Annotated in this window: 17 protein-coding genes; 7 read left to right on the top strand and 10 right to left on the bottom strand. The window is 40.0% G+C overall.

Going from position 1 to position 21,536, the window contains the following annotated elements; all coding sequences use genetic code 11:
- Positions 1 to 102 precede the first annotated feature (102 nt).
- From gcvP to ACESK1_RS06270, 5 genes are all read left to right on the top strand, one after another.
- Positions 103 to 2,952, top strand: a complete 2,850-nt coding sequence (gene gcvP, locus ACESK1_RS06290) for an aminomethyl-transferring glycine dehydrogenase (RefSeq protein ID WP_372919046.1) — start codon at positions 103 to 105, stop codon at positions 2,950 to 2,952.
- 123 nt (positions 2,953 to 3,075) lie between these two features.
- Complete coding sequence (locus ACESK1_RS06285) at positions 3,076 to 4,134, top strand: 3-oxoacyl-ACP synthase III family protein (RefSeq protein ID WP_372919044.1); 1,059 nt, start codon at positions 3,076 to 3,078, stop codon at positions 4,132 to 4,134.
- A 12-nt stretch (positions 4,135 to 4,146) separates the two neighbouring features.
- The gene (locus tag ACESK1_RS06280; protein ID WP_372919042.1) at positions 4,147 to 4,992 is read left to right on the top strand and encodes a glycosyltransferase family 2 protein; all 846 of its coding nucleotides are present in this window, start codon (positions 4,147 to 4,149) and stop codon (positions 4,990 to 4,992) included.
- A 157-nt stretch (positions 4,993 to 5,149) separates the two neighbouring features.
- Positions 5,150 to 5,887, top strand: a complete 738-nt coding sequence (locus tag ACESK1_RS06275) for an MlaE family ABC transporter permease (RefSeq protein WP_372919040.1) — start codon at positions 5,150 to 5,152, stop codon at positions 5,885 to 5,887.
- Between the two features lie 3 nt (positions 5,888 to 5,890).
- Complete coding sequence (locus ACESK1_RS06270; RefSeq protein WP_372919038.1) at positions 5,891 to 6,655, top strand: ABC transporter ATP-binding protein; 765 nt, start codon at positions 5,891 to 5,893, stop codon at positions 6,653 to 6,655.
- On the opposite strand, the gene ACESK1_RS06265 is transcribed toward ACESK1_RS06270, so the two are convergent.
- From ACESK1_RS06265 to porV, 9 genes are all read right to left on the bottom strand, one after another.
- Positions 6,656 to 8,818: a cation:proton antiporter gene (locus tag ACESK1_RS06265; protein WP_372919036.1), complete on the bottom strand. Its 2,163-nt coding sequence runs from the start codon at positions 8,816 to 8,818 to the stop codon at positions 6,656 to 6,658.
- Between the two features lie 163 nt (positions 8,819 to 8,981).
- The gene (locus ACESK1_RS06260) at positions 8,982 to 10,064 is read right to left on the bottom strand and encodes a mannose-1-phosphate guanylyltransferase (protein ID WP_372919034.1); all 1,083 of its coding nucleotides are present in this window, start codon (positions 10,062 to 10,064) and stop codon (positions 8,982 to 8,984) included.
- A gap of 3 nt (positions 10,065 to 10,067) precedes the next feature.
- Complete coding sequence (locus ACESK1_RS06255; protein ID WP_372919032.1) at positions 10,068 to 10,667, bottom strand: SprT-like domain-containing protein; 600 nt, start codon at positions 10,665 to 10,667, stop codon at positions 10,068 to 10,070.
- 6 nt (positions 10,668 to 10,673) lie between these two features.
- Entirely contained in the window at positions 10,674 to 11,357 is a 684-nt protein-coding gene (locus tag ACESK1_RS06250) for an SDR family NAD(P)-dependent oxidoreductase (protein WP_372919030.1), read from the bottom strand.
- Positions 11,357 to 12,325 (bottom strand): M20/M25/M40 family metallo-hydrolase, encoded by a 969-nt coding sequence (locus ACESK1_RS06245; protein WP_372919028.1) that lies wholly within the window; start codon positions 12,323 to 12,325, stop codon positions 11,357 to 11,359. The genes ACESK1_RS06250 and ACESK1_RS06245 overlap by 1 nt, the downstream gene beginning before the upstream one ends.
- Before the next feature lie 69 nt (positions 12,326 to 12,394).
- Positions 12,395 to 14,062, bottom strand: a complete 1,668-nt coding sequence (locus tag ACESK1_RS06240) for a pyruvate dehydrogenase complex dihydrolipoamide acetyltransferase (RefSeq protein ID WP_372919026.1) — start codon at positions 14,060 to 14,062, stop codon at positions 12,395 to 12,397.
- Positions 14,063 to 14,065: 3 nt separating this feature from the next.
- Positions 14,066 to 15,067, bottom strand: coding sequence for a pyruvate dehydrogenase (acetyl-transferring) E1 component subunit alpha (pdhA, locus tag ACESK1_RS06235; RefSeq protein WP_372919024.1), 1,002 nt, complete (start codon positions 15,065 to 15,067; stop codon positions 14,066 to 14,068).
- Positions 15,068 to 15,176: 109 nt separating this feature from the next.
- Positions 15,177 to 15,659 (bottom strand): cytidine deaminase, encoded by a 483-nt coding sequence (cdd, locus tag ACESK1_RS06230; RefSeq protein WP_372919022.1) that lies wholly within the window; start codon positions 15,657 to 15,659, stop codon positions 15,177 to 15,179.
- A gap of 124 nt (positions 15,660 to 15,783) precedes the next feature.
- Positions 15,784 to 16,938 (bottom strand): type IX secretion system outer membrane channel protein PorV, encoded by a 1,155-nt coding sequence (porV, locus tag ACESK1_RS06225; protein ID WP_372919020.1) that lies wholly within the window; start codon positions 16,936 to 16,938, stop codon positions 15,784 to 15,786.
- Positions 16,939 to 17,360: 422 nt separating this feature from the next.
- Here porV and gldJ point away from each other — a divergent pair, with 422 nt between their 5' ends.
- Entirely contained in the window at positions 17,361 to 19,055 is a 1,695-nt protein-coding gene (gene gldJ, locus ACESK1_RS06220) for a gliding motility lipoprotein GldJ (protein ID WP_372919018.1), read from the top strand.
- Positions 19,056 to 19,121: 66 nt separating this feature from the next.
- Complete coding sequence (gene murF / locus ACESK1_RS06215) at positions 19,122 to 20,408, top strand: UDP-N-acetylmuramoyl-tripeptide--D-alanyl-D-alanine ligase (RefSeq protein ID WP_372919016.1); 1,287 nt, start codon at positions 19,122 to 19,124, stop codon at positions 20,406 to 20,408.
- Between the two features lie 99 nt (positions 20,409 to 20,507).
- On the opposite strand, the gene ACESK1_RS06210 is transcribed toward murF, so the two are convergent.
- A partial coding sequence (locus tag ACESK1_RS06210) for a heavy metal translocating P-type ATPase (protein WP_372919014.1) occupies positions 20,508 to 21,536 on the bottom strand: 1,029 nt, incomplete at its 5' end.

Below are 21,536 nucleotides of genomic sequence, written 5' to 3'. Positions count from 1 at the left end.
TGCTGAATAGAGCATTAAAATCTTAACAAGTCTCAACTTCAAATTATAAAAAATTACGTTTAAAATCCGTAATTTCGCAGTACAAAACACAACTTTATTTTAATGAAAACAGATTCTTTTGCACTACGCCATATAGGCCCTAAAGAAAGCAATCTACAGGACATGCTTCAAACCATAGGCGTAGACACCCTCGAGCAATTAATATATGAAACTATCCCGGATGATATCCGCTTAAAATCTCCTTTAAACCTTTCTTCTGCTTTAAGTGAACAACAATATGCCGAGCACATTGGTAAACTTGCTGCTAAGAATAAAGTTTTCAAGAGTTATATAGGCCTGGGTTACCACCAGTCAATATTGCCTGCTGTGATCCAACGAAACATCCTTGAAAATCCGGGTTGGTATACGGCCTACACTCCTTACCAGGCAGAGATTGCCCAGGGGAGACTGGAAGCCCTACTGAATTTCCAAACCATGGTAAGCGACCTTACCGGAATGGAACTCGCTAATGCCTCCTTACTTGACGAATCTACTGCGGCTGCTGAAGCAATTTCACTTCTTTATGCCTTAAGAGATCGCAAACAGAAAAAAGATAACGTAAATAAATTCTTTGTTTCTGAAGAAGTTCTACCTCAAAGCATTTCATTAATCGAAACCCGGGCTACACCACTTGGAATAGAGATTGTAGTTGGTAATCACGAAGAATTTGATTTTTCTGAAGAATATTTTGGAGTTCTTGTTCAATACCCGGGGAAATCAGGACAAGTATTCAATTACAGTGATTTTATTTCAAAGTGCCAGGATGCCGGAATAAAAACTGCAGTTGCAGCCGATATTCTCAGCCTTGTAAAACTGCAAGCTCCAGGGGAATTAGGCGTTGATGTTGTAATTGGTACTACCCAGCGATTTGGAATTCCACTGGGATACGGTGGGCCTCATGCGGCTTTTTTCGCCACCAAAGAAGAATACAAGAGAAATATCCCAGGAAGGATCATTGGGGTTACAAAAGATGTGGATGGCAATCAGGCCTTGCGAATGGCTCTGCAAACAAGGGAACAACACATCAAACGCGACAAAGCTACTTCCAATATCTGTACAGCTCAGGTATTGCTTGCCGTTATGGCAGGAATGTACGGGGTTTACCACGGTCCTGAGGGATTAAAGTATATAGCCGATACTGTGCACGCTTCAGCGGTAAGCCTGGAAAAAGAATTAGAAGAATTAGGATTTGAACAGGTGAATTCTGCCTATTTCGATACTTTACAAATTAAAGCTAATGCCGACAGTATAAAACAGATCGCAGAGGGGAAAGAGATAAATTTCTTTTATCCGGATGAGGAAACGGTTCTTATTTCCCTAAATGAAACAACTAATATTGAGGATCTAAATAATATTATTGCTGTTTTCGCTCAGCTTGCGGCCAAAGACATATCTACTGTGGAAGAACTTTCAACAGAAGAAAAAATCCCTGCTGAATTAAAACGAAAAACCGATTTCCTTACGCACGAGGTTTTCAACTCTTATCATTCTGAGACTGAAATGATGCGTTACATAAAAAAACTGGAACGCAAAGATCTTTCGCTCAATCATTCGATGATTTCTCTGGGGTCCTGTACCATGAAACTGAATGCGGCTTCTGAAATGCTTCCGCTCAGCAATCCACAATGGGGAAATATTCACCCATTTGTACCAGTTGATCAAGCTGCCGGCTACCATTTCGTACTGCACGAATTAGAGAAACAATTAAATGAGATCACAGGATTTTCGGCAACCTCCTTGCAACCAAATTCCGGTGCACAGGGGGAATATGCTGGTTTAATGGTTATTAGAGCTTATCATGAATCCCGAGGAGAAGGACACAGAAATATCTGTCTTATCCCCTCTTCGGCTCACGGAACCAATCCTGCATCAGCGGTGATGGCGGGGATGGATGTGGTAGTGACCAAGGCTTCTGAAAACGGAAATATTGACGTAGAGGATTTAAGGGAAAAAGCCCTGAAGCACAAGGACAACCTTGCAGCCCTCATGGTTACTTATCCTTCTACGCACGGAGTATTTGAATCGGCCATTCGTGAGATCACGACTATTATTCATGATAATGGCGGGCAGGTTTATATGGATGGGGCCAATATGAACGCTCAGGTTGGGCTTACCAATCCCGGAGTTATTGGAGCCGATGTATGTCATTTAAATTTACACAAAACCTTCGCCATCCCACATGGGGGCGGCGGTCCCGGAGTTGGACCTATTTGCGTGGCCGAACAGTTAAAACCATTCCTACCGGGCAATCCTGTAATCAAAACCGGCGGTGAAAATGCCATCGGTGCGATTTCCTCAGCTCCCTGGGGATCTTCCCTGGTATGTTTGATCTCTTATGGTTATATCAAAATGCTTGGAAGCAAAGGTCTTCAGAAAGCCACCGAATATGCTATTCTGAATGCGAATTATGTTAAGGAAAGATTAAACGAACATTTCAAAACCCTTTATTCAGGAGAAAGAGGAAGAGCGGCCCACGAGATGATTGTGGATTGCAGGCCATTTAAAGCTAAAGGAATTGAAGTAACCGATATTGCAAAACGTCTTATCGATTACGGGTTCCACTCCCCTACAGTTTCGTTCCCTGTCGCAGGAACCTTAATGATCGAGCCTACGGAAAGCGAAAGCAAGGCCGAACTGGACAGGTTCTGTGATGCCTTGATCTCCATTAGAAAGGAAATTGAAGAAACTTCATCAGAGGAAGTTGATAACGTATTGAAAAATGCGCCTCATACTTTAGGGATGTTGACCACAGATAACTGGAATTTCTCATATTCCAGACAGAAAGCTGCATTCCCGCTCGATTATATTGCGGACAATAAATTCTGGCCTAGTGTACGAAGAGTAGATGAAGCTTTTGGAGACAGGAATTTAATGTGCTCATGCCCTCCTACCGAGGAATACGCTGAAGTATAAAACAGAGGCGGAACGAAAGTTTCGCCTTTATTTTTCGTCTAATTATGTAATTAAATTTTGGATTAGATATCTTTTACAGATCATTTTATTAATTTAGTTCTTAAACCGATAAGCCCCGGAAATATGAATATAAAAATAAGCGGCACAGGAAGTTATATTCCCAACATAATTACTAAGAATGCCGATTTTCAACAGCATGAATTTTTAAATGCCGATGGGTCGGGATTCCCTCATGACAATAAAACGACCATAGAAAAATTCAAAGCAATAACGGGTATTGAGGAAAGACGTTATATCGAGGACAATCTCAATACATCAGATATTGCCATGCTTGCCGCTCAAAGGGCTCTGGAAGATGCCAAAACAGATCCTGAAACTTTAGATTATATAATCGTTGCTCACAATTATGGAGATGTGAAAGCGAAAAATCTTCAAAGCGATACTGTGCCCAGTCTTGCCACAAGGGTTAAGTATCACTTACGTATTAAAAATCCTAAATGTGTTTGTTATGATGTTCTTTTCGGCTGTCCGGGCTGGATAGAAGGAATGATCCAGGCACAGGCTTTTATCAAAGCCGGAATGGCTAAAAAATGTTTGGTAATTGGTGCCGAAGCTTTATCCAGAGTGGTAGATCATCACGATCGGGACTCAATGATATTTTCTGATGGAGCGGGTGCTGCGGTTCTGGAAGCCACCGAAGAAGAAGGTGGGATTCTTTCCCACGAATCGGCTACTTACAGTTTTAGCGAAGCAAATTATATTTTCTTCGGAAAATCGAATAATACCGGTGCTCCAGAAGACATTAGGTATATTAAAATGAATGGTCGCAAGATCTATGAGTTCGCATTGAGTCATGTTCCTGCAGCGATGAAATCCTGCCTTGAAAAAAGCGGAAAAGACATAAAGGACCTTAAAAAGATATTTATTCATCAGGCCAATGAAAAGATGGACGATGCCATCATAAAACGCTTCTACAGAATGTACAAAGAACCGGTGCCAGATCACGTAATGCCTATGACCATCCAGGAATTAGGTAACAGTAGTGTGGCTACCGTACCAACTCTTTTTGATCTGGTTCGCAAAGGAAAAATAGCCGATCAGAACCTTGAGAAAGGTGATGTCATTATTTTTGCCAGTGTGGGTGCGGGAATGAATATCAATGCTGTAGTTTATCAGTATTAAAATTCAAATTTATTGAATTTCTACATCGTAATTCCTGCGCATAATGAAGCTCAATTTATAGGAAAGACTTTGCAATCCTTAGTGAGGCAAAGTCTTCCTGCAAAAAAGATCGTGGTGGTCAATGATGGCTCCACCGATGCTACGCCAGAAATTGTCCTGAAATATGCAGAAGAAAATCCGGAAATAAGTCTTGTACACAACTTTTTGCAAGATCCCCATGAACCCGGAGCGAAGGTAATAAAAGCCTTTAGGTTAGGGCTGGAAACCCTGGATGATAACTATGACATAATTTGCAAATTTGATGCAGACCTCATCTTTCCTGAAGATTATTTAGAAAAAATCGCAGCTCATTTCCGGAAACCGGAGGTGGGAATGGCAGGTGGATTTTGCAGTATCAAACAAGGAGAATCCTGGGAACTGGAAAATCTTACAGGGAAAGACCATATTAGAGGAGCCTTAAAAGCTTATAAAAAAGACTGTTTCAATGCTATTGGCGGTTTAAAACCAGCTATGGGCTGGGATACTGTAGATGAACTTCTTGCGCAATACCATGGTTGGAAAATAAAAACCGACAAAAAACTAGTAGTCAAGCACCTGAAACCCACCGGAACAAACTACAATAAATCTTCCAAAAACAAACAGGGCGAAGCCTTCTACAGTCTGCGCTATGGCCTTGTAATAAGTATAATAGCCTCTGCAAAACTGGCCCTAAAAAAGGAAAAAACCTCCTACTTTAAGGATTATCTGCAAGGTTATTTCAAAGCTAAAAATGAAAAACAGCCTTTTCTTGTAAATGAAGAAGAAGGCCAATTTATTAGAAAGCTGCGTTGGAAAAAGATGCGGAGTAAATTGTTTTAAATTACTCTTATGTTCCACTCACTGCATTGGTTCTTTAAAGAACAACTCTATCTTACCGTTATGTCTTAAGGGAATTCAAACCAATGGCTAAAGTTTAATTCTACGTTAAATACTTTGGACTGATTTTTTAGTATTTTAGCTTTACAAAAATTGGTGAATGAACTATTTGCACTCCATTGGAGAATATTTTTTAATGCTGAAAGGGGTCTTTGGCCGAATGACCAAAAGATCGGTTTTAAAAGATCTGATTTTTAAAGAGATAGATGATCTTATAATTGGTTCAATTGGAATCGTAGCTTTCCTTTCTTTTTTCATCGGTGGTGTAGTCGCAATTCAAACAGCACTAAATCTTACAAATCCGTTAATTCCGAAAACACTTGTAGCTTATGCTGCAAGACAATCGGTGATCCTGGAGTTTGCTCCAACTTTCATCTCGATAATCATGGCGGGAAAGGTAGGTTCTTACATTACATCCAGTATCGGTTCTATGAACGTTACCGAGCAAATTGACGCCCTGGAGGTAATGGGAATAAACTCGTTGAACTATCTTATTTTTCCAAAAGTGATCGCCATGCTCACTTATCCCTTCGTGATCGCTATTTCTATGTTTCTTGGGATTATCGGCGCCTATGTTGCAGCGGTTTTTGGAGGTTTTGTTGGTCCCGATGCCTTCATTGAAGGTCTCCAGGATGATTTCGATCCCTTTCACCTCACATATGCCTTTGTAAAAACCTTTTTATTTGCCTTTATCCTTGCCACAGTACCTGCATATCATGGTTATTATATGAAGGGTGGAGCCTTGGAAGTAGGCCAGGCCAGCACCACTTCTTTTGTATGGACCAGTGTGGTGATTATTGTAACCAATTATATTGTAACCCAGTTATTATTAAGTTAGGCGATGATAGAAGTTAAAAACATTCATAAAGCATTTGACGGGGAAGAAGTTTTAAAGGGAATAGATTTTGTCTTTGAACGCGGAAAAACCAATCTTATCATCGGTCAATCCGGGTCAGGAAAAAGTGTTTTATTGAAATGCATGCTGGGTCTTTTTCTTCCTGATGAAGGGGTAATTGAATACGACGGAAAACCATATTCAGAATTCACCGAAGACGAGAAAAAAGATCTCAGTAAGCAAATAGGGATGGTTTTTCAGGGAGGCGCTCTTTTCGATTCGATGACTGTTGAGGAGAATGTTCTTTTTCCTTTAAGGATGTTTACTAAACAAAGCAGGAGCAAGCTGATGAAACGGGTTAATGAGGTATTGAAGCGAGTTAATCTTGATGGCAGTGAAAAAAAATACCCGTCAGAAATTAGTGGAGGGATGCAAAAACGGGTTTCCATCGCACGTGCAATTGTGAACCGCCCCAAATATCTTTTTTGTGACGAACCAAACTCCGGACTGGATCCCAAAACAGCTACCGTAATAGATAATCTAATTCAGGAGATTACCAGGGAATACGATATCACAACGGTTATCATCACTCATGATATGAACTCGGTGCTTGAAATTGGTGAAAATATCGCCTTTCTTAAAGATGGGGTCTTAGCCTGGAAGGGAGACAAAGACCAGGTGTTTAAAACCGAAGATGAAACCGTAACTGATTTCATTTATTCTTCCAATCTGTTTAAAAAGGTAAAAAAAGCACAACTCAAGGGATTATAATCAGGCTTTATTCTTTTTGAAAACCGACTGCAGGGTTTTGCTAAGATCTTCAAAATTCTCCCAGTTAGCCTGATAAGGGACTTGTAATGCCGAATTATTATAGCTCTTGGATATTGTACCTACCGCCTGCATAGGGTAAATTAGAATAAAATTATTTTCTTTGAAAAATTTATTCAGATACCCAGGAATTTTGGCCATCATTTTATTGTAAGAATGTCCTTCCTTTCTACTTAGAACGATCAAAAGATTATCATTGTCATTTATGTCCCTTGAAATTATTAAAAACTCACTCCAGTCTGTGAATTCCACAAATTCTACCTCAACAGGATATTTCTTCTGTATTTCTTTTACATACTTCAGGGTTTCTTCTGTTGCATAAAATTTTAAAGTGGCGCCAGTGTTTCGAGCAATATTCCAAACTTTCAATAACCAGAACGGAAAACCGATAACCTGTTCGGCCCCGGGGGGAACAACCACTATATGCCTTTTTATTGTAGCCATTGGCTGTACCGGTTTATAGATTAGAGTAGTTATGTTACTCTTAGATAAGATTCCCTCGGTAAGATTTCCTAAAAAGGATTCAGAAATATCCTGTTTTTGGTGTAGCCCGAGGATCAGGTCTGTGATCTTTTTCTCTTTTATGGTACTTGTTATGGCATTTACAATATTCACATCGTATCGAAGCAATTCCTGAACTTCATTATCAGTGGCAGCTGCTGTGACAGATGCGCGATTAAGAACCTTTTCAGCCTTTTTCTCCGATTCACTATCAGAGCCTTCAAGATCATTATTAATAACATTTAGGGCGAATAGGCCTTTTGTGTTCTTTGGAGATTTTATAGTGATACTAAGATTAATAAGTTCTTCAGTAGTTTTTAAATTCCTTACCGGAATCAAAATTCGTTCTTCTGACTCCTCATCATCTTCAGTTTCAGTAACCGACTGCAGAGCGATTTTCTGACCCGCCCTTTGGGTTGCAAAAGAAGCAACTGTACAGGTAACCAGGATCATAAGAATTGTTCCATTCAAAATACTTTCGCTGAGTAATCGTATAGGTTCTCCATCAGGAGTCTCTCCGATAATCACCTCATAACCAACCAAAACAGCAGCAAGTGTTGCAGCTGCCTGTGCACTGCTAAGCCCAAAGATTAGCTGGCGCTCCGTACTATTAAAATTAAAGGTTTTCTGTGTGAGAAAAGCTGCAAGAAACTTAGCCAGAAGAGCAATAAAAGTCATGATTAGGGCTACTTTAATGGTCTCGAAATCCTCGAAAAATGCCTCGTAATCAATAAGCATTCCCACTCCAATTAGGAAAAATGGGATAAAAAGAGCATTCCCTACAAATTCTATCCTGTTCATTAAAGGTGACGTTAAGGGAATAAGGCGGTTTAGTGCCAGCCCTGCAAGGAAAGCCCCAATAATTGCCTCAATACCTGCTGCTTCAGCCAGGAAAGAAGCCAGAAATACCATTCCTAGTACAAAAATGTACTGAGAAATATTATCATCATACCGCTTAAAAAACCAACGTCCAATAACAGGAAAAAGCAACATAACAATAAGGCCAAAAACCACCACGGAAATGGAAAGTCGAAGCCAAAATTCATTGGTGATCTCACCAGACGACATTCCTACGATAACAGCAAGTACAAGTAAGGCCAGGGTATCGGTAATAACAGTACCACCAACAGTAATGTTCACCGCTTTATTTTTTGCGATTCCAAGTTTACTTGCTATAGGGTAGGAAATAAGAGTATGTGAAGCGAACATACTTGCAAGAAGAACCGAAGTCGCTATAGTATAATCTAGGAAATAAAACCCGGCTACGGTACCGAGAGTCATAGGAATAATAAAGGTATATAAACCAAAAACCAGGCTTTTTCCACTATTTTTTTTAAAATCACCCATATCGATCTCCAGCCCGGCCAGAAACATAATGTAGAGCAAACCCACGGTTCCAAAAAGTTCAATACTGCTATCCCTGAGCATGAAATTTAAACCATTAGGACCGATTAGTGCCCCCGCAATGATCAATCCTATAAGCTGTGGAATCTTAAGTTTATTCAACAGAATGGGTGCAAATAAAATTATGAATAGAATTAATGCAAAAATGAGGACAGGATTACTAAGCGGTAATGAAAAATCTAGGGCTCGTAAGGCGATCATAATTATTTTGTTTTAAATACAAGAATTTTTTTAGCACCCAGTTATAGATACAAACCCCGGACAGGGAATTTCCAGATCGAGGCGAAGATAAGTAAAAATGAAAATATAGAAATTAGTAAAGCAATGACAGGATATGGGTCTTTTTGGGAGGAATTATTTAAAATCAGACTAAATTATTTCCAAAACGCTCCCGGACTTTCTCCCGAAGTTCTTTAATTGATTGTTCTTTATCTTTTGGCAGGAGAAGCAATACCTCTGCGGTTTCCACTATAATATAATCGGTGATCCCTTCTAAGACCACAACTTTTCCGCTTTCGGTACTTACGATATTTCCAGAAGAATCTATTGGCAGGAGCCGGGAATTAACTACGGTATTTTGAAAATCGTCTTTCGGTAATTCTCTCTCTAAGCTTTTCCAGGTTCCCAGATCATTCCATTTGAAATCTACCGGAATTACGAACACACTATCAGAACGTTCCAGAATCCCGTAATCTATCGAGATATTATCGGCTAAAGCATAATTCTTTTCGAGGAACTCAGTTTCTTCTGAAGTATTCCATAGATCATTGCCTTTTTGAAACAGCCGGTACATTTCAGGAAGGTATTTTTCAAATGATTTGATTATATAAGCGGCACTCCATATAAAAATCCCGGCATTCCATAAATAGTCTCCACTCTTTAGAAATTGCTCAGCCTTTTTAAAATTAGGTTTTTCGGTGAAATTTTCAACTTCAAACAGCTTAGAAGAACCCCTTGGATTATACCTAATATAACCATATCCAGTATTGGGATAAGTGGGATTTATCCCCAGGGTAATTAGTTTATCAGCTTCCGAAGCAGCATCAAAACCCGTTTGCACATTTTTAGAAAACTCCTCATCATCATCAATCCAGTGATCGCTTGGGGCCACAAGGATAAGTGCATCTTCATTTTTTTTTCTGATTTTAAGAGCCCCCAGTAAAATACTTGGTGCTGTATTTCGCATGGCAGGCTCAGGTACAATTTGCTCGTCCTTTACCTCCGGCAAGTGTTCTTTAACCAGCTGGGTATAATCTTTATGAGTAAGGATATAAATATTTTCTGGTGGAATAATTTTAGCAAGCCGTGCAAAAGTGACCTGAATAAGGCTTTTGCCAGATCCCAGAATGTCCTGAAACTGTTTTGGATTTGCCTGAGTACTTGCGGGCCAGAAACGGGAACCTATTCCCCCGGCCATTAGGATTGCATAATAATTATTATTCTTCATACATCAGGCTTTTAAAAATTCAACTTCAGCGTTAGGTTGAAACAGATAGATCTTTCCGGTACTAATTTCCAGACATTCATACCTTTTAATGCGCCGTGCTCCTTTTTTAAAGGTCTTCCCATTATAGATCCTGAAAATCCCTCCGCTTGGAATTTCAAAAATATAATTTTTATCGTTCTCCGGGTCGAAGCTTTTTAAGGCCACTGCAAGTCTGGCATCGGTATCACTGCTTGCCCGCGGGTTTCGGAAATGCCCTGCTAAGACCGGCAAAAGACTGTGAGGAAATATTTCAGGCCTAATAAATGGCAACATTAACTCCCTAAAAGTCGATTTCCATTCTACGCCATGAGGTTTAATATTCCTTCCATACTTCTCAAATGCTAATAAATGGGCGATCTCATGTACTAGCGTGATCAGGAAACGGTATCTGTTCAAATTAGCATTTACCGTAATTTGCTGAGATCCATTTGGCAATCTCCTGTAATCCCCGTGACGGGTTTTACGTTCATTTACTATTTTCAAATGCACATTATTCTCTCTAATGAGGCTAAACGCCCCAGGAATAGCATGATCAGGCAAATATTTTTCAAGAATCTGCTTCATTAAATATTAGGGAATACTTTTAGATACCTGTAATAGTTTCCCGTTATAATAACGGTTACCAGTTAAACTGAACTCCATAATATACTGTGCCATTTCCTTAGCTGAAAGCGGAGCCTTAAAACCGGGGAAGGCTTCCTCAAGCATTTCGGTTTGTACTGCACCCAGGGCAAGAACATTAAAAGAGGGACCGGTTTCCTTGAATTCTTCGGCAAGCAGTTCGGTTAAGGTTATAACCGCAGCCTTGCTGGAGCTATACGCTGAAAGTCCCGGAAATTTCACGCTCCCCTGAACGCCTCCCATGGTACTGATATTCACAACATGGGATTCACGGTGAAACAACGGCAGTAGGGTTTGGGTAAGTCCTACCACTCCCATTACATTTGTCTTATAAATATTTTCAAATTCCTCCAGGTTGATGTCACCAAAAGGCTTATTGATCAATGCTCCCGCATTGTTAATCAAAATATCCACCTTATCAGTCTTGTTATTCTTTAAATAATCTGCCACCTTTTCCAAATGGGAAGGATCGGCAATATCGCAGGAAAATGTATGAACATTTTCAAGTTCAAGACTTTGTACAGGCTTTTCGTTTCTTGATAAGGCCAAAACTTGGTGCCCCGCTTCAGCAAAAAGCTTTACCAGTTCAAATCCTATTCCCCTGCTCGTTCCTGTAATTACAACCTGCATCATTACTTATTTAATGTTATTTCTTTTTCTTCGGTATTTGCCATTTTTCGTATTCCCGGTTTCACCGATTCAATCAAATTTTTCATATGTTCAAAATCCAGCTCCTGAGCTTCATCTGAAACGTGATGATAATATTCATAATTGGTAAAATCAAAGGTGCAAATAGTCTGAGCCGGGATATTGAATTCCTGGTAAAACGGGTAATTATCACTTCGTTGAAATAAATTGTATTCCTTTGCCTGCGGAAGAAATCCCAGAATCTCTTCGGAAGAATACTCATTGAATTTTTCTGCAAGGTTTGAATTCTCATAACCGGTAACATAAGCGAGGTAATCCTTATCTTCCATGGGCACTCCTATCATCTCAAAATTAAGAACTGCATAAAGATCAGCAGCATCTTCTTTCATTTTTTCAGCAGCATGTTTAGAGCCCTGAAGCCCCATTTCTTCAGCAGAAAAAAGCATAAATATCAAACTTCTTTTGTTGTTGTTTATTTCTGCAAAATGCTTGGCAAGTTCTACAACTGCCACAGTTCCCGCAGCATTGTCATTAGCCCCATTTGCAATTATATCACCATCTACTTCTTCCCCTTCACCAACATGGTCATAATGTGCCCCAATAATGATAATTTCATCTTTCAGTATAGGATCTTTCCCTTCAACAAAACCCACTACATTATAAGCATGGCGATCTTCCACCTTGAAAGAATCACGATAGGTTTCGTAATAGGGTTGCACACCATTGGCAGCGAAAACAGACTCAATGCGTTTAGCGGCAAGGTCGATACCTTCCGTTCCCGTTTCCCGGCCCCTCAATTCATCAGATGCCAGATATTTCAATAAAGATTCAACAGGATCTTCGGTTAATTCGGTTTCAGGCTGCTGTTCAGTACTGGCCGTTTTTGATATTCCCTGGCAACCAAGGATGAAAAAGCTTAAAAATAAAATCGTAAAAAATGAAAAATTCCTCATATCGCTAAAGATAAAAAAATCCCGCAATTAAGCGGGATTTTAAGTTTATAGAATATAGTGTACGTACTTTTAAGCAAGCATAGTCACCGGATTCTCCAAATAAGTTTTCAGAGTTTCTAAAAATGCAGCTCCGGTAGCACCATCTACTGTGCGGTGGTCACAAGCAAGCGTCAATTTCATAGTATTTCCAACTACTATCTGTCCATTTCTTACAACCGGTTTTTCCACGATGGTTCCCACCGAAAGAATTGCCGAGTTAGGTTGATTGATAATGCTGGTAAACTCTACGATCCCAAACATTCCGAGGTTGGAAACGGTAAAAGTGCTTCCCTCCATCTCTTTTGGCTGAAGTTTTTTATCGCGTGCTTTCCCTGCAAGTGATTTTACATTACCCCCAATTTGAGTTAGAGACATTTGATCGGCAAACTGAAGAACTGGAACCACAAGACCTTCTTCTACTGCCACGGCTACACCCATGTGAATGTGCTTAGCGATCTTAGTCGTATCGCCCGTCCACTGGCTGTTTACTCTTGGATGCTTACGCAAGGCCATTGCACTGGCCTTAATTACCATATCGTTAAAACTAACTTTAACATCAGGGATATCATTAATTTGTTTACGGGACGCCATAGCGTTAGCCATGTCAACCTCGATAGTCAGGTAATAATGAGGCGCGTTGAATTTGGACTCAGCCAAACGTTTGGCGATAGTCTTGCGCATTTGCGAGTTCTTGATCTCCTCAAAACTTTCTTCCCCTGCAGGCATATAAGCTTGTACTTCTGCCGGTTTCTTATCAGCAGGAGCTTCAGCTTTTGCAGGTTTTTCAGAAGGTTTAAAGTTTTCGATATCGCGTTTTACAATACGCCCGTTTTCTCCGCTTCCTTTAACATCAGAAAGGTTTATACCTTTATCTTCAGCCATTTTTTTGGCAAGTGGAGAAACAAATATTCTTCCTGAAGACTTTTTATCTTCAGATTTTTCAGAAGACGTTTCTGAGGTTTTTTCCTCTTTTTTATCTTCTGATTTTTCTTCTTTCTTAGCAGAAGGCTTACTTCCAGTATCTCCCGTCGCAATTCCTGAAACATCAGTTCCTTCAGGCCCTATGATTGCCAAGAGACTGTCTACCTTAGCAGTTTCACCTTCCTGAATTCCTATTTTCAGCAAAGTACCAGAATAAAAAGATTCAAATTCCATCGTTGCCTTATCGGTTTCGATTTCGGCAAGGATATCTCCCTCTTCTACCTTATCTCCTTCTTTCTTGATCCAGGAGGCAACTGTTCCTTCCTCCATTGTATCGCTAAGACGCGGCATAGTGATCACTTCTACCCCTTCCGGAATTTCATTATCACCACTTCCGTTATCGCCTTCTTCTTTTTCTTCAGCAGAATCTTCTTTTTCTTCTGAAGTATCATCTGCTTTCTCTTCCGAAGATTTTTTTTCTTTTTTATCAGACTTATCATCTGAGCTTCCACCTTCAATCAGGTCTGAAATATCTTCGCCTTCTTCTCCAATAATCGCTAAAAGTGTATCTACAGGGGCAGTTTCACCTTCTTCAATTCCAATATGCAGAAGCGTACCTTCATGAAAGGATTCAAATTCCATCGTTGCCTTATCGGTTTCAATTTCGGCCAGAATATCCCCCTCTTCTACTTTATCTCCTTTTTTCTTCAACCACTTCGCTACCACACCTTCTTCCATGGTATCACTCAAACGCGGCATGTTAATTACTTCTGCCATAATTTATTCGGGTTTATGTGCTAAAAACGGATAATCTTTCTGCTCGTATACTACATCATACATAACGCTTTTCTCAGGCCAATCAGAATCTTCTGCGAATTTCTCACATTCTGAAACCAAGTCCTTAACGCGTTTGTTAATGGCCTTTATTTCATCTTCTGAAGCATATTTCTTCTCCTTGATCACATCCAGTACCTGGGTGATAGGATCTATCTTTTGATATTCGGCAACCTCCTCCTTGGTACGATATTTTTGAGCATCACTCATGGAGTGACCACGGTAGCGGTAAGTTTTCAATTCAAGGAATGTTGGACCTTCACCTTTTCTGGCTCTCTTGATCGCTTCATCAAGAGCTTCAGCAACTTTGATAGGATTCATGGCATCTACAGGACCACATGGCATCTCATACGCATTACCTAATTTCCAGATATCAAGACTTTTAGAGGTTCTTGCCACAGATGTACCCATGGCATATCCGTTATTCTCAACACAGAAAACTACCGGCAGATTCCATTTCACAGCCATATTTAAGGTTTCGTGAAGTGATCCCTGGCGTGCCGCACCATCTCCTAAAAAAGTAAGCGTTACTGCATCCCGCTTAAAATATTTATCGGCAAAAGCCAGCCCGGCCCCAAGAGGGATTTGTCCTCCTACGATACCATGCCCACCATAGAAACGGTGTTCTTTTGAGAAAATATGCATTGAACCACCAAGCCCCTGAGAGGTACCTGTTCCTTTACCATAAAGCTCGGCCATTACCCTTTTGGGATCAACCCCCATTCCAATTGGCTGGACATGGTTACGATAGGCTGTGATCATTTTATCCTTCTCCAGGTTCATTACATGTAAGGCTCCGGCCAAAATAGCTTCTTGCCCATTATAAAGATGTAAAAAACCTCTCACTTTCTGCTGAATATAAACCTGCGCAAGTTTGTCCTCAAATTTGCGCCAAAACAGCATATCCTCGTACCACTTTAAGTATGTGGCTTTTGTTATTTTCTTCATTTAACTGTATTAATTTTAGGCCAGACAGATAGGGTCTGTCAAGCGGGTAACAAAAATACTATTTTCAGCAAGAATGGAAAACAGTTTTAACCCAAAAATCACGAAAACGTTATAAGTAGGAATTATCAAAAATCAATGGAAGCAAATCTTTTACAGATTTTGCTCTTACTATTGCTCCGGATTCGCCCATAAAATAAACTTCCATGTTGCTATTTTGCTTCACTTCATATTCCACAAGGGCCTGCCTACACGCCCCACATGGAGGTATTGGTGTGGTTAAGGGTCTTTTTAAGGAAGTAGCCGAAATGGCAATACATTTTATTTTAGCCTCGGGGAATTTCGCACCTGCATAATAAACTGCGGTGCGTTCGGCACATAGGCCCGAAGGATATGAAGCGTTTTCCTGGTTACTCCCGGTAATAATTTCGCCATTATCAAGCAGAAGAGCTGCACCAACATGAAATTTCGAGTAAGGCGCATAAGCTTTATCCCTGGCTTCAAAGGTTTTTTTCATTAACTCGATAATATGCCCAGGCAATTCTTCAAGTGATTCAAAAGTCTGAAATTCAGCAGATATATTGAATGATTTCATTTAATTCAATTTGAACTTTAAATAAATAACAATCCCCTTAAACTTTCTTTAGAAAAGGGTATAAATCTAAAAAAGTATCAATACAAAGATGATACTTTTTAGAAATTATTCGATTGGGACCACATTAATAAGAGTATTCTTCTCCAAAATTAAAAGTAAGACCAAACCTTAAGGTTCCTTCCAGAGGACTCTGTACACTTGAAGTGGAAAAAAGATAAGAAACATCTACATTCATCATTTCATAGGCAAAACCGGCACCGAAGGAAAGAAATCTTCTGGAACCTTTTGTTTCACTTTCATTAAAATATCCCGCTCGAAATGCAAAGGCATCGCGGAAAAGATATTCTGCACCAACGGCCCATGTAACTTCCCTCATTTCTTCTCCAAAACCTCCGGGAGCATCTCCAAAAGATTTAAAAATTCCTTCAATGGCACCTATATCATTATATTCAGCATCATCTTCAGCATCTATTGTTCCGTCATTATTGAAATCCTGGGGTGTGGGAACCAGTAATTTATTGAATTCGACGTAAGTTCCTAACTTGTTTTCTATATCGAAAATAAAATCGAAACCTCCACCTACTTTAAAATTGGTGGGAATAAAGTTTTCCTGGCCTGCATCGTCATATTTCATCTTAGGTCCTATATTTGAAATATTGGCACCTGCTTTCCATTGCCCGTCAAAAGCCTGGTAGGTAACCTGATTACTTCTGAAGTATGCTGCGACATCAACTCCAAAACTATTTGCTGCTCCAAGGTCGGCCTCATCCTGCAATCCAAGATCTGAATGCAGGTAACGCCCGGCTACTGCCATCGCAAAATGATCACTTAACCTAAGTGCATAAGAAAGGTCTACAGTAAGTTCATTGGGATTAACCAAAATAGGTTCTTGTTCCCTGGTGGGACGCGTTTCTATAGCGCCAAGACTAAAGTAACGCAAACTTGCGCCAAAGGCACTTCTGTCGTTTATTCGGTTGAAATAATTAATATTACCCAGGAAGATATCATTCACAATATCGCTTAAATATGGAGTATAGGAAACTCCAACTCCATGTTCAGAAGAAGCAAAGGCATACTTTGCCGGATTCCATTGCTGGGAAAATACATCGGGAGAAGTTGCAACTCCCTGGTCTCCCATTCCTGCAGCACGGGCATCGGCAGCTACCATTAGAAACGGAACTGCAGTGGTTATCACCCTGTCTCTTTCTTCATCCTGTGCAGAAGCAGAAAAGTTAACTCCAAGAAAGACCCCAAGCAGTAAGATTGTAATTTTTCTCATCACATTAATTAATGATTAACAAATATATATTAATAATCTCGTTAAGAAAGTGCCTTACCACTAAAATATACATCAGAAGGTTATATCAATCTTAAATAGCCTTGGGGAGAATCATTCGGCACCGGTTAAATAATAATAACTTAAATTACAGATTATTATTGTATTAAACCGAAGGATAAGTCAGATATTTTTCCTGTTTTTAGAAACCATCAGCAAAAAACCATTAATTTTGCCCAAACTTTGATGTGAAACCGCCTGAACTAGACCTTGACGGGAGCATTCAAAAATTATAGCAAAGGCTCAACAACATCAGGGACTTATAGGAATTTAAGGTAATCTGAATAAAATAAAATAATCTTGTACTTTTATCGTTAATTACTATATTGCAAAGCCTAAATTTCTACCAAAAAGAGATGACTAATATGAGAATCAATGTTGCTTTCAAGGCCTTAATAGCTGTCGCTTTAGCGGGTAGTTTTGTAGGCTGTAACAATTCGCGGGACTATAAGAATAATTCGCGAGCTACCGGTTGGGATATCAACTCTAAAGAAGGTGGTTTCCAATACAAAACCGACTACAAGGAGCAGGAAACAGGGCCAGGCCTCGTTTTTGTTGAGGGTGGAACATATACTATGGGCCGGGTACAGGATGATGTAATGCACGACTGGAACAACACGCCTACCCAACAACATGTTCAGTCATTTTATATGGATGAGACTGAAGTGACCAATGTCATGTACATGGAATACCTTGATTGGTTAAAGAATGTATTCCCTCCAAGTGAAGAAAACTACAGAAATATATATTCAGGAGCTTTACCAGATACATTGGTTTGGAGAAACCGTCTCGGTTTTAACGAAACCATGGTAAACAACTACCTGCGGCACCCCGCCTATGCCAATTACCCGGTAGTTGGTGTTAGTTGGATCCAGGCAGTTGAATTCAGTAAATGGAGAACCGACAGGGTTAACGAGCTAATGCTGGAAGAGGATGGTTATATTAAAGAGGACGCGAGGTATACCGATGTGAATGCCGGATCCACCTTTAATACTGAAACCTACTTAAATGCTCCCAGCCAGGTTTACGGCGGAAATACCGAAATTAGCCAGGGTGGTCGGGAATCAGAAAGAATGATAGATCGAAACGCTGACAATACCGATGCTGAAGGAAATGCCGTTGGCGGACAAACTTTTGTTCAAAGAAAAGATGGAGTAATCCTTCCGGAATACCGCCTACCCACTGAAGCCGAATGGGAGTATGCTGCCCTAGGTTTGGTTGGAATCAGAGATTATAATGTTTACCGCGGAAGAAAAAAATATCCATGGGACGGACAATACACCCGTTCAGGAGATATAAAAAGACAAGGAGACCAGTTAGCAAACTTCAAACAAGGTGATGGAGATTACGGAGGAATTGCCGGATGGAGTGATGACGGTGCCGATATTACTGCTGAAGTGAAATCATACGAACCAAATGATTTTGGACTTTATGATATGGCCGGAAACGTAGCCGAATGGGTTGCTGATGTATACCGACCAATTGTAGATGATGAATTCAACGATTTCAATTACTATAGAGGTAATGTTTATACCAAAAACGAGATCAATGAAGATGGAAGCGTTAAGATTGTAACTCCAGAGGATGTACGTTTTGACACCCTAAGTAACGGGCAGATCGTGGCCAGAAACCTTCCGGGAGAGATCGTTCAGACACCGGTTACCGAAGAAGATACTTATATGCGTACAAATTATACTGACAGTGATCAGAGAAGTTTCCGCGATGGAGATAAGAGTTCTTCAAGATATTACCAACCTTTCCAGGAAATAGATGATCCATCAAAAAGAATGTATAACTCCCCCACATATTCCAACATCACCGTGGATGATAGTACAGGTGCAGTTAACAGAGGTTACGATTCAGCTCGTCGTACCACATTAATCAGTGACGAAGTAAGAGTATACAAAGGAGGATCCTGGAGAGATCGCGCCTACTGGCTGGATCCTGCACAACGCAGATTTTTCCCACAAGATATGGCAACCGACTATATTGGTTTTAGAAATGCCATGTCTCGAGTTGGATCTAAATCTCAGGATAAAAACAAAAAAGCACGGAATTAGGACCATTATTTTAAAATAATCTAAAAAAGCCCTTTTTATTAAGGGCTTTTTTTTAGCTTTAGTTTTATGAACATAGCCAAACTACATCAACGATTTCTGGTTTGCCGCGGTGTTAGCACCGATACCCGCAATATCCAGCCCGGAAGTATCTTCTTTGCCCTAAAAGGGCAAAATTTCAACGGTAATCAATATGCGGCTGAAGCTCTTGAAAAAGGTGCTGCTTGTGTAGTGATAGACGAGAAAGAATTTGCCGTTAATTCAGAGCAGTATATGGTAGTTAAAGATTCCTTAGAGGCTTTACAGCACCTGGCCAGTTATCATAGAAAATTCCTCAATATACCAGTTATAGCTATTACGGGGAGTAACGGAAAGACAACTACCAAGGAGCTGGTGCATGATGTGCTTTCTAAAAAGTATAAGATAGTAGCCACAAAGGGAAATCTTAATAACCACATTGGGGTTCCGTTAACCTTACTGGAAATGGACGAAACCACCCAAATGGCAATTGTGGAAATGGGAGCCAACCATCCCGGGGAAATAGAATTTCTTTGTAACATAGCAAATCCGGATTATGGTTATATAACCAACTTCGGAAAGGCTCATTTAGAAGGTTTTGGTAGTCTGGAGGGAGTTATACAGGCCAAAAGTGAATTATACAATCATCTTAAGAAAAACAAAAAACTCATCTTTATAAATCTGGATGATGAAAATCAACTGGTACAGCTTCCCTATAAGCATTATTTCAGTTTTGGAACCGGTAGAACCACACAGGTAAAGGTTCGATACATTTCCGGAGATCAAACTGCAAGGTTAAATTTTAATCAAACGGATTTCAAGAGTAAACTTACCGGAACTTATAATGCCTATAATATGGCTGCTGCACTTTGCATTGGTTTATATTTTAAAGTTCCCGTGCCCGATATTAAGGAGGCAATTGAAAATTATACTCCAGAAAACAATAGATCGCAAATTCTTAAAAGTCAGAATAATACAATTTTTCTCGATGCCTATAACGCCAATCCCACCAGTATGCGGGCATCTCTGGAAAACTTCAGAGACATGAAAGTCAAAGGACAGAAAATTGCAGTTTTGGGCGATATGCTTGAGTTAGGTGCTATTTCGGAAAGCGAACATCAGGATATCGTAAATCTGGTAGAAACCTGCAAATTTGATGAAGTTTATCTCGTGGGTAAAAACTTTAAAAAAACCAAATCCACCAATCCAATGATCATCAAATTTGAAAATACTGAAAACCTGAAAAAGCATTTCAGTGAAATGGATTTCAACAATTGCAATGTTTACATTAAGGGTTCACGGGCTATGGCCCTGGAAGAACTGGTAGAGGTTTTATAACAAATAGCTAAATTTCATTTAATAAAAAAGGGAAGCATGTCTGATCATTCAGAGCTTCCCTTTTCTTTTAAAATTATTCTTAACCTGGTTTTCGCCAGTTTATATTTTAGCGGTCTTCAATCTTAACGCATTGGCAATTACAGATACCGAGCTAAAACTCATCGCCAAAGCAGCAATCATGGGTGATAATAAAAGTCCGAAAACCGGAAATAAAACCCCTGCTGCAATGGGCACTCCCAGCGAATTATAAATAAGTGCGAAAAACAGGTTTTCCTTGATATTTCGCATTACTTTTTTACTAAGGGTTTTAGCCTTTTTCACCGCTTTAAGATCTCCTTTAACCAGAGTGATCTCAGCACTTTCTATTGCCACATCGGTTCCGGTGCCCATAGCAATTCCTATATCGGCTTGGGCAAGAGCGGGTGCATCGTTTATCCCATCACCGGCCATAGCAACTTTTTTACCCTGCTGCTGAAGCTTCTTCACTTCATCCTGTTTGTCCTCCGGAAGCATTCCTGCTTTAAATCCGGTTAACCCAAGTTCTTCAGCAACAGATTTCGCGGTTTTCTCATTATCTCCAGTGAACATCAGCACCTCAACCCCATCATCCATAAGATCCTTTAAGGCTTCCCTACTGGTCTTCTTAATAGGATCTGTTATTGTTACAAAGCCCGCTATCTTGCCATCTACTCCAATATAAGACACCGTTTTGCCTTTTTCCTGTTCAGAAATCACCTGGGTATTTACCTCTTCAGAAATTTGAATGTTTTCGGCTTGCATTAATTTTTCGTTTCCAATAGCTATCTTTTTCCCATCTGCCATTCCTGTTACCCCTTTTCCGGTAAAGGCATTAAAATCGGAAGCTTCATCGAAATTCAAATTTTTATCACGGGCAAAATCTACGTTGGCTTTTGCGAGTGGGTGTTCACTCTGTGAATTAACTGCGGCAATCAGTTTTATGATCTCTTCCTCCTTATAATCTAAAGTCACTACCACTTTCTCCACCTTAGGCTTACCTTCCGTAATTGTCCCGGTTTTATCAATAATAAGCGTATCAATATCATCCATTTGCTCCAGGGCACGGGCATTCTTGATGAGCACCCCGTTTTGAGCACCTTTTCCTACTCC

Origin of the sequence: Salegentibacter sp. (assembly GCF_041642575.1) — a bacterium.
In the GTDB taxonomy this organism is placed as follows: Bacteria; Bacteroidota; Bacteroidia; order Flavobacteriales; family Flavobacteriaceae; genus Salegentibacter.
The sequence above is the reverse complement of the archived record's forward strand: the minus strand, read 5'-3'. Positions and strand labels throughout refer to the sequence as shown.

Excerpts from the sequence above, each read along its gene's own strand:
- gcvP (WP_372919046.1), top strand. The coding sequence starts at position 103 with ATGAAAACAGATTCTTTTGCACTACGCCATATAGGCCCTAAAGAAAGC.
- ACESK1_RS06285 (WP_372919044.1), top strand. The coding sequence starts at position 3,076 with ATGAATATAAAAATAAGCGGCACAGGAAGTTATATTCCCAACATAATT.
- ACESK1_RS06275 (WP_372919040.1), top strand. The coding sequence starts at position 5,150 with ATGAACTATTTGCACTCCATTGGAGAATATTTTTTAATGCTGAAAGGG.
- ACESK1_RS06270 (WP_372919038.1), top strand. The coding sequence starts at position 5,891 with ATGATAGAAGTTAAAAACATTCATAAAGCATTTGACGGGGAAGAAGTT.
- ACESK1_RS06265 (WP_372919036.1), bottom strand. The coding sequence starts at position 8,818 with ATGATCGCCTTACGAGCCCTAGATTTTTCATTACCGCTTAGTAATCCT.
- ACESK1_RS06260 (WP_372919034.1), bottom strand. The coding sequence starts at position 10,064 with ATGAAGAATAATAATTATTATGCAATCCTAATGGCCGGGGGAATAGGT.
- ACESK1_RS06255 (WP_372919032.1), bottom strand. The coding sequence starts at position 10,667 with ATGAAGCAGATTCTTGAAAAATATTTGCCTGATCATGCTATTCCTGGG.
- ACESK1_RS06250 (WP_372919030.1), bottom strand. The coding sequence starts at position 11,357 with ATGATGCAGGTTGTAATTACAGGAACGAGCAGGGGAATAGGATTTGAA.
- ACESK1_RS06245 (WP_372919028.1), bottom strand. The coding sequence starts at position 12,325 with ATGAGGAATTTTTCATTTTTTACGATTTTATTTTTAAGCTTTTTCATC.
- ACESK1_RS06240 (WP_372919026.1), bottom strand. The coding sequence starts at position 14,062 with ATGGCAGAAGTAATTAACATGCCGCGTTTGAGTGATACCATGGAAGAA.
- pdhA (WP_372919024.1), bottom strand. The coding sequence starts at position 15,067 with ATGAAGAAAATAACAAAAGCCACATACTTAAAGTGGTACGAGGATATG.
- cdd (WP_372919022.1), bottom strand. The coding sequence starts at position 15,659 with ATGAAATCATTCAATATATCTGCTGAATTTCAGACTTTTGAATCACTT.
- porV (WP_372919020.1), bottom strand. The coding sequence starts at position 16,938 with ATGAGAAAAATTACAATCTTACTGCTTGGGGTCTTTCTTGGAGTTAAC.
- gldJ (WP_372919018.1), top strand. The coding sequence starts at position 17,361 with ATGAGAATCAATGTTGCTTTCAAGGCCTTAATAGCTGTCGCTTTAGCG.
- murF (WP_372919016.1), top strand. The coding sequence starts at position 19,122 with ATGAACATAGCCAAACTACATCAACGATTTCTGGTTTGCCGCGGTGTT.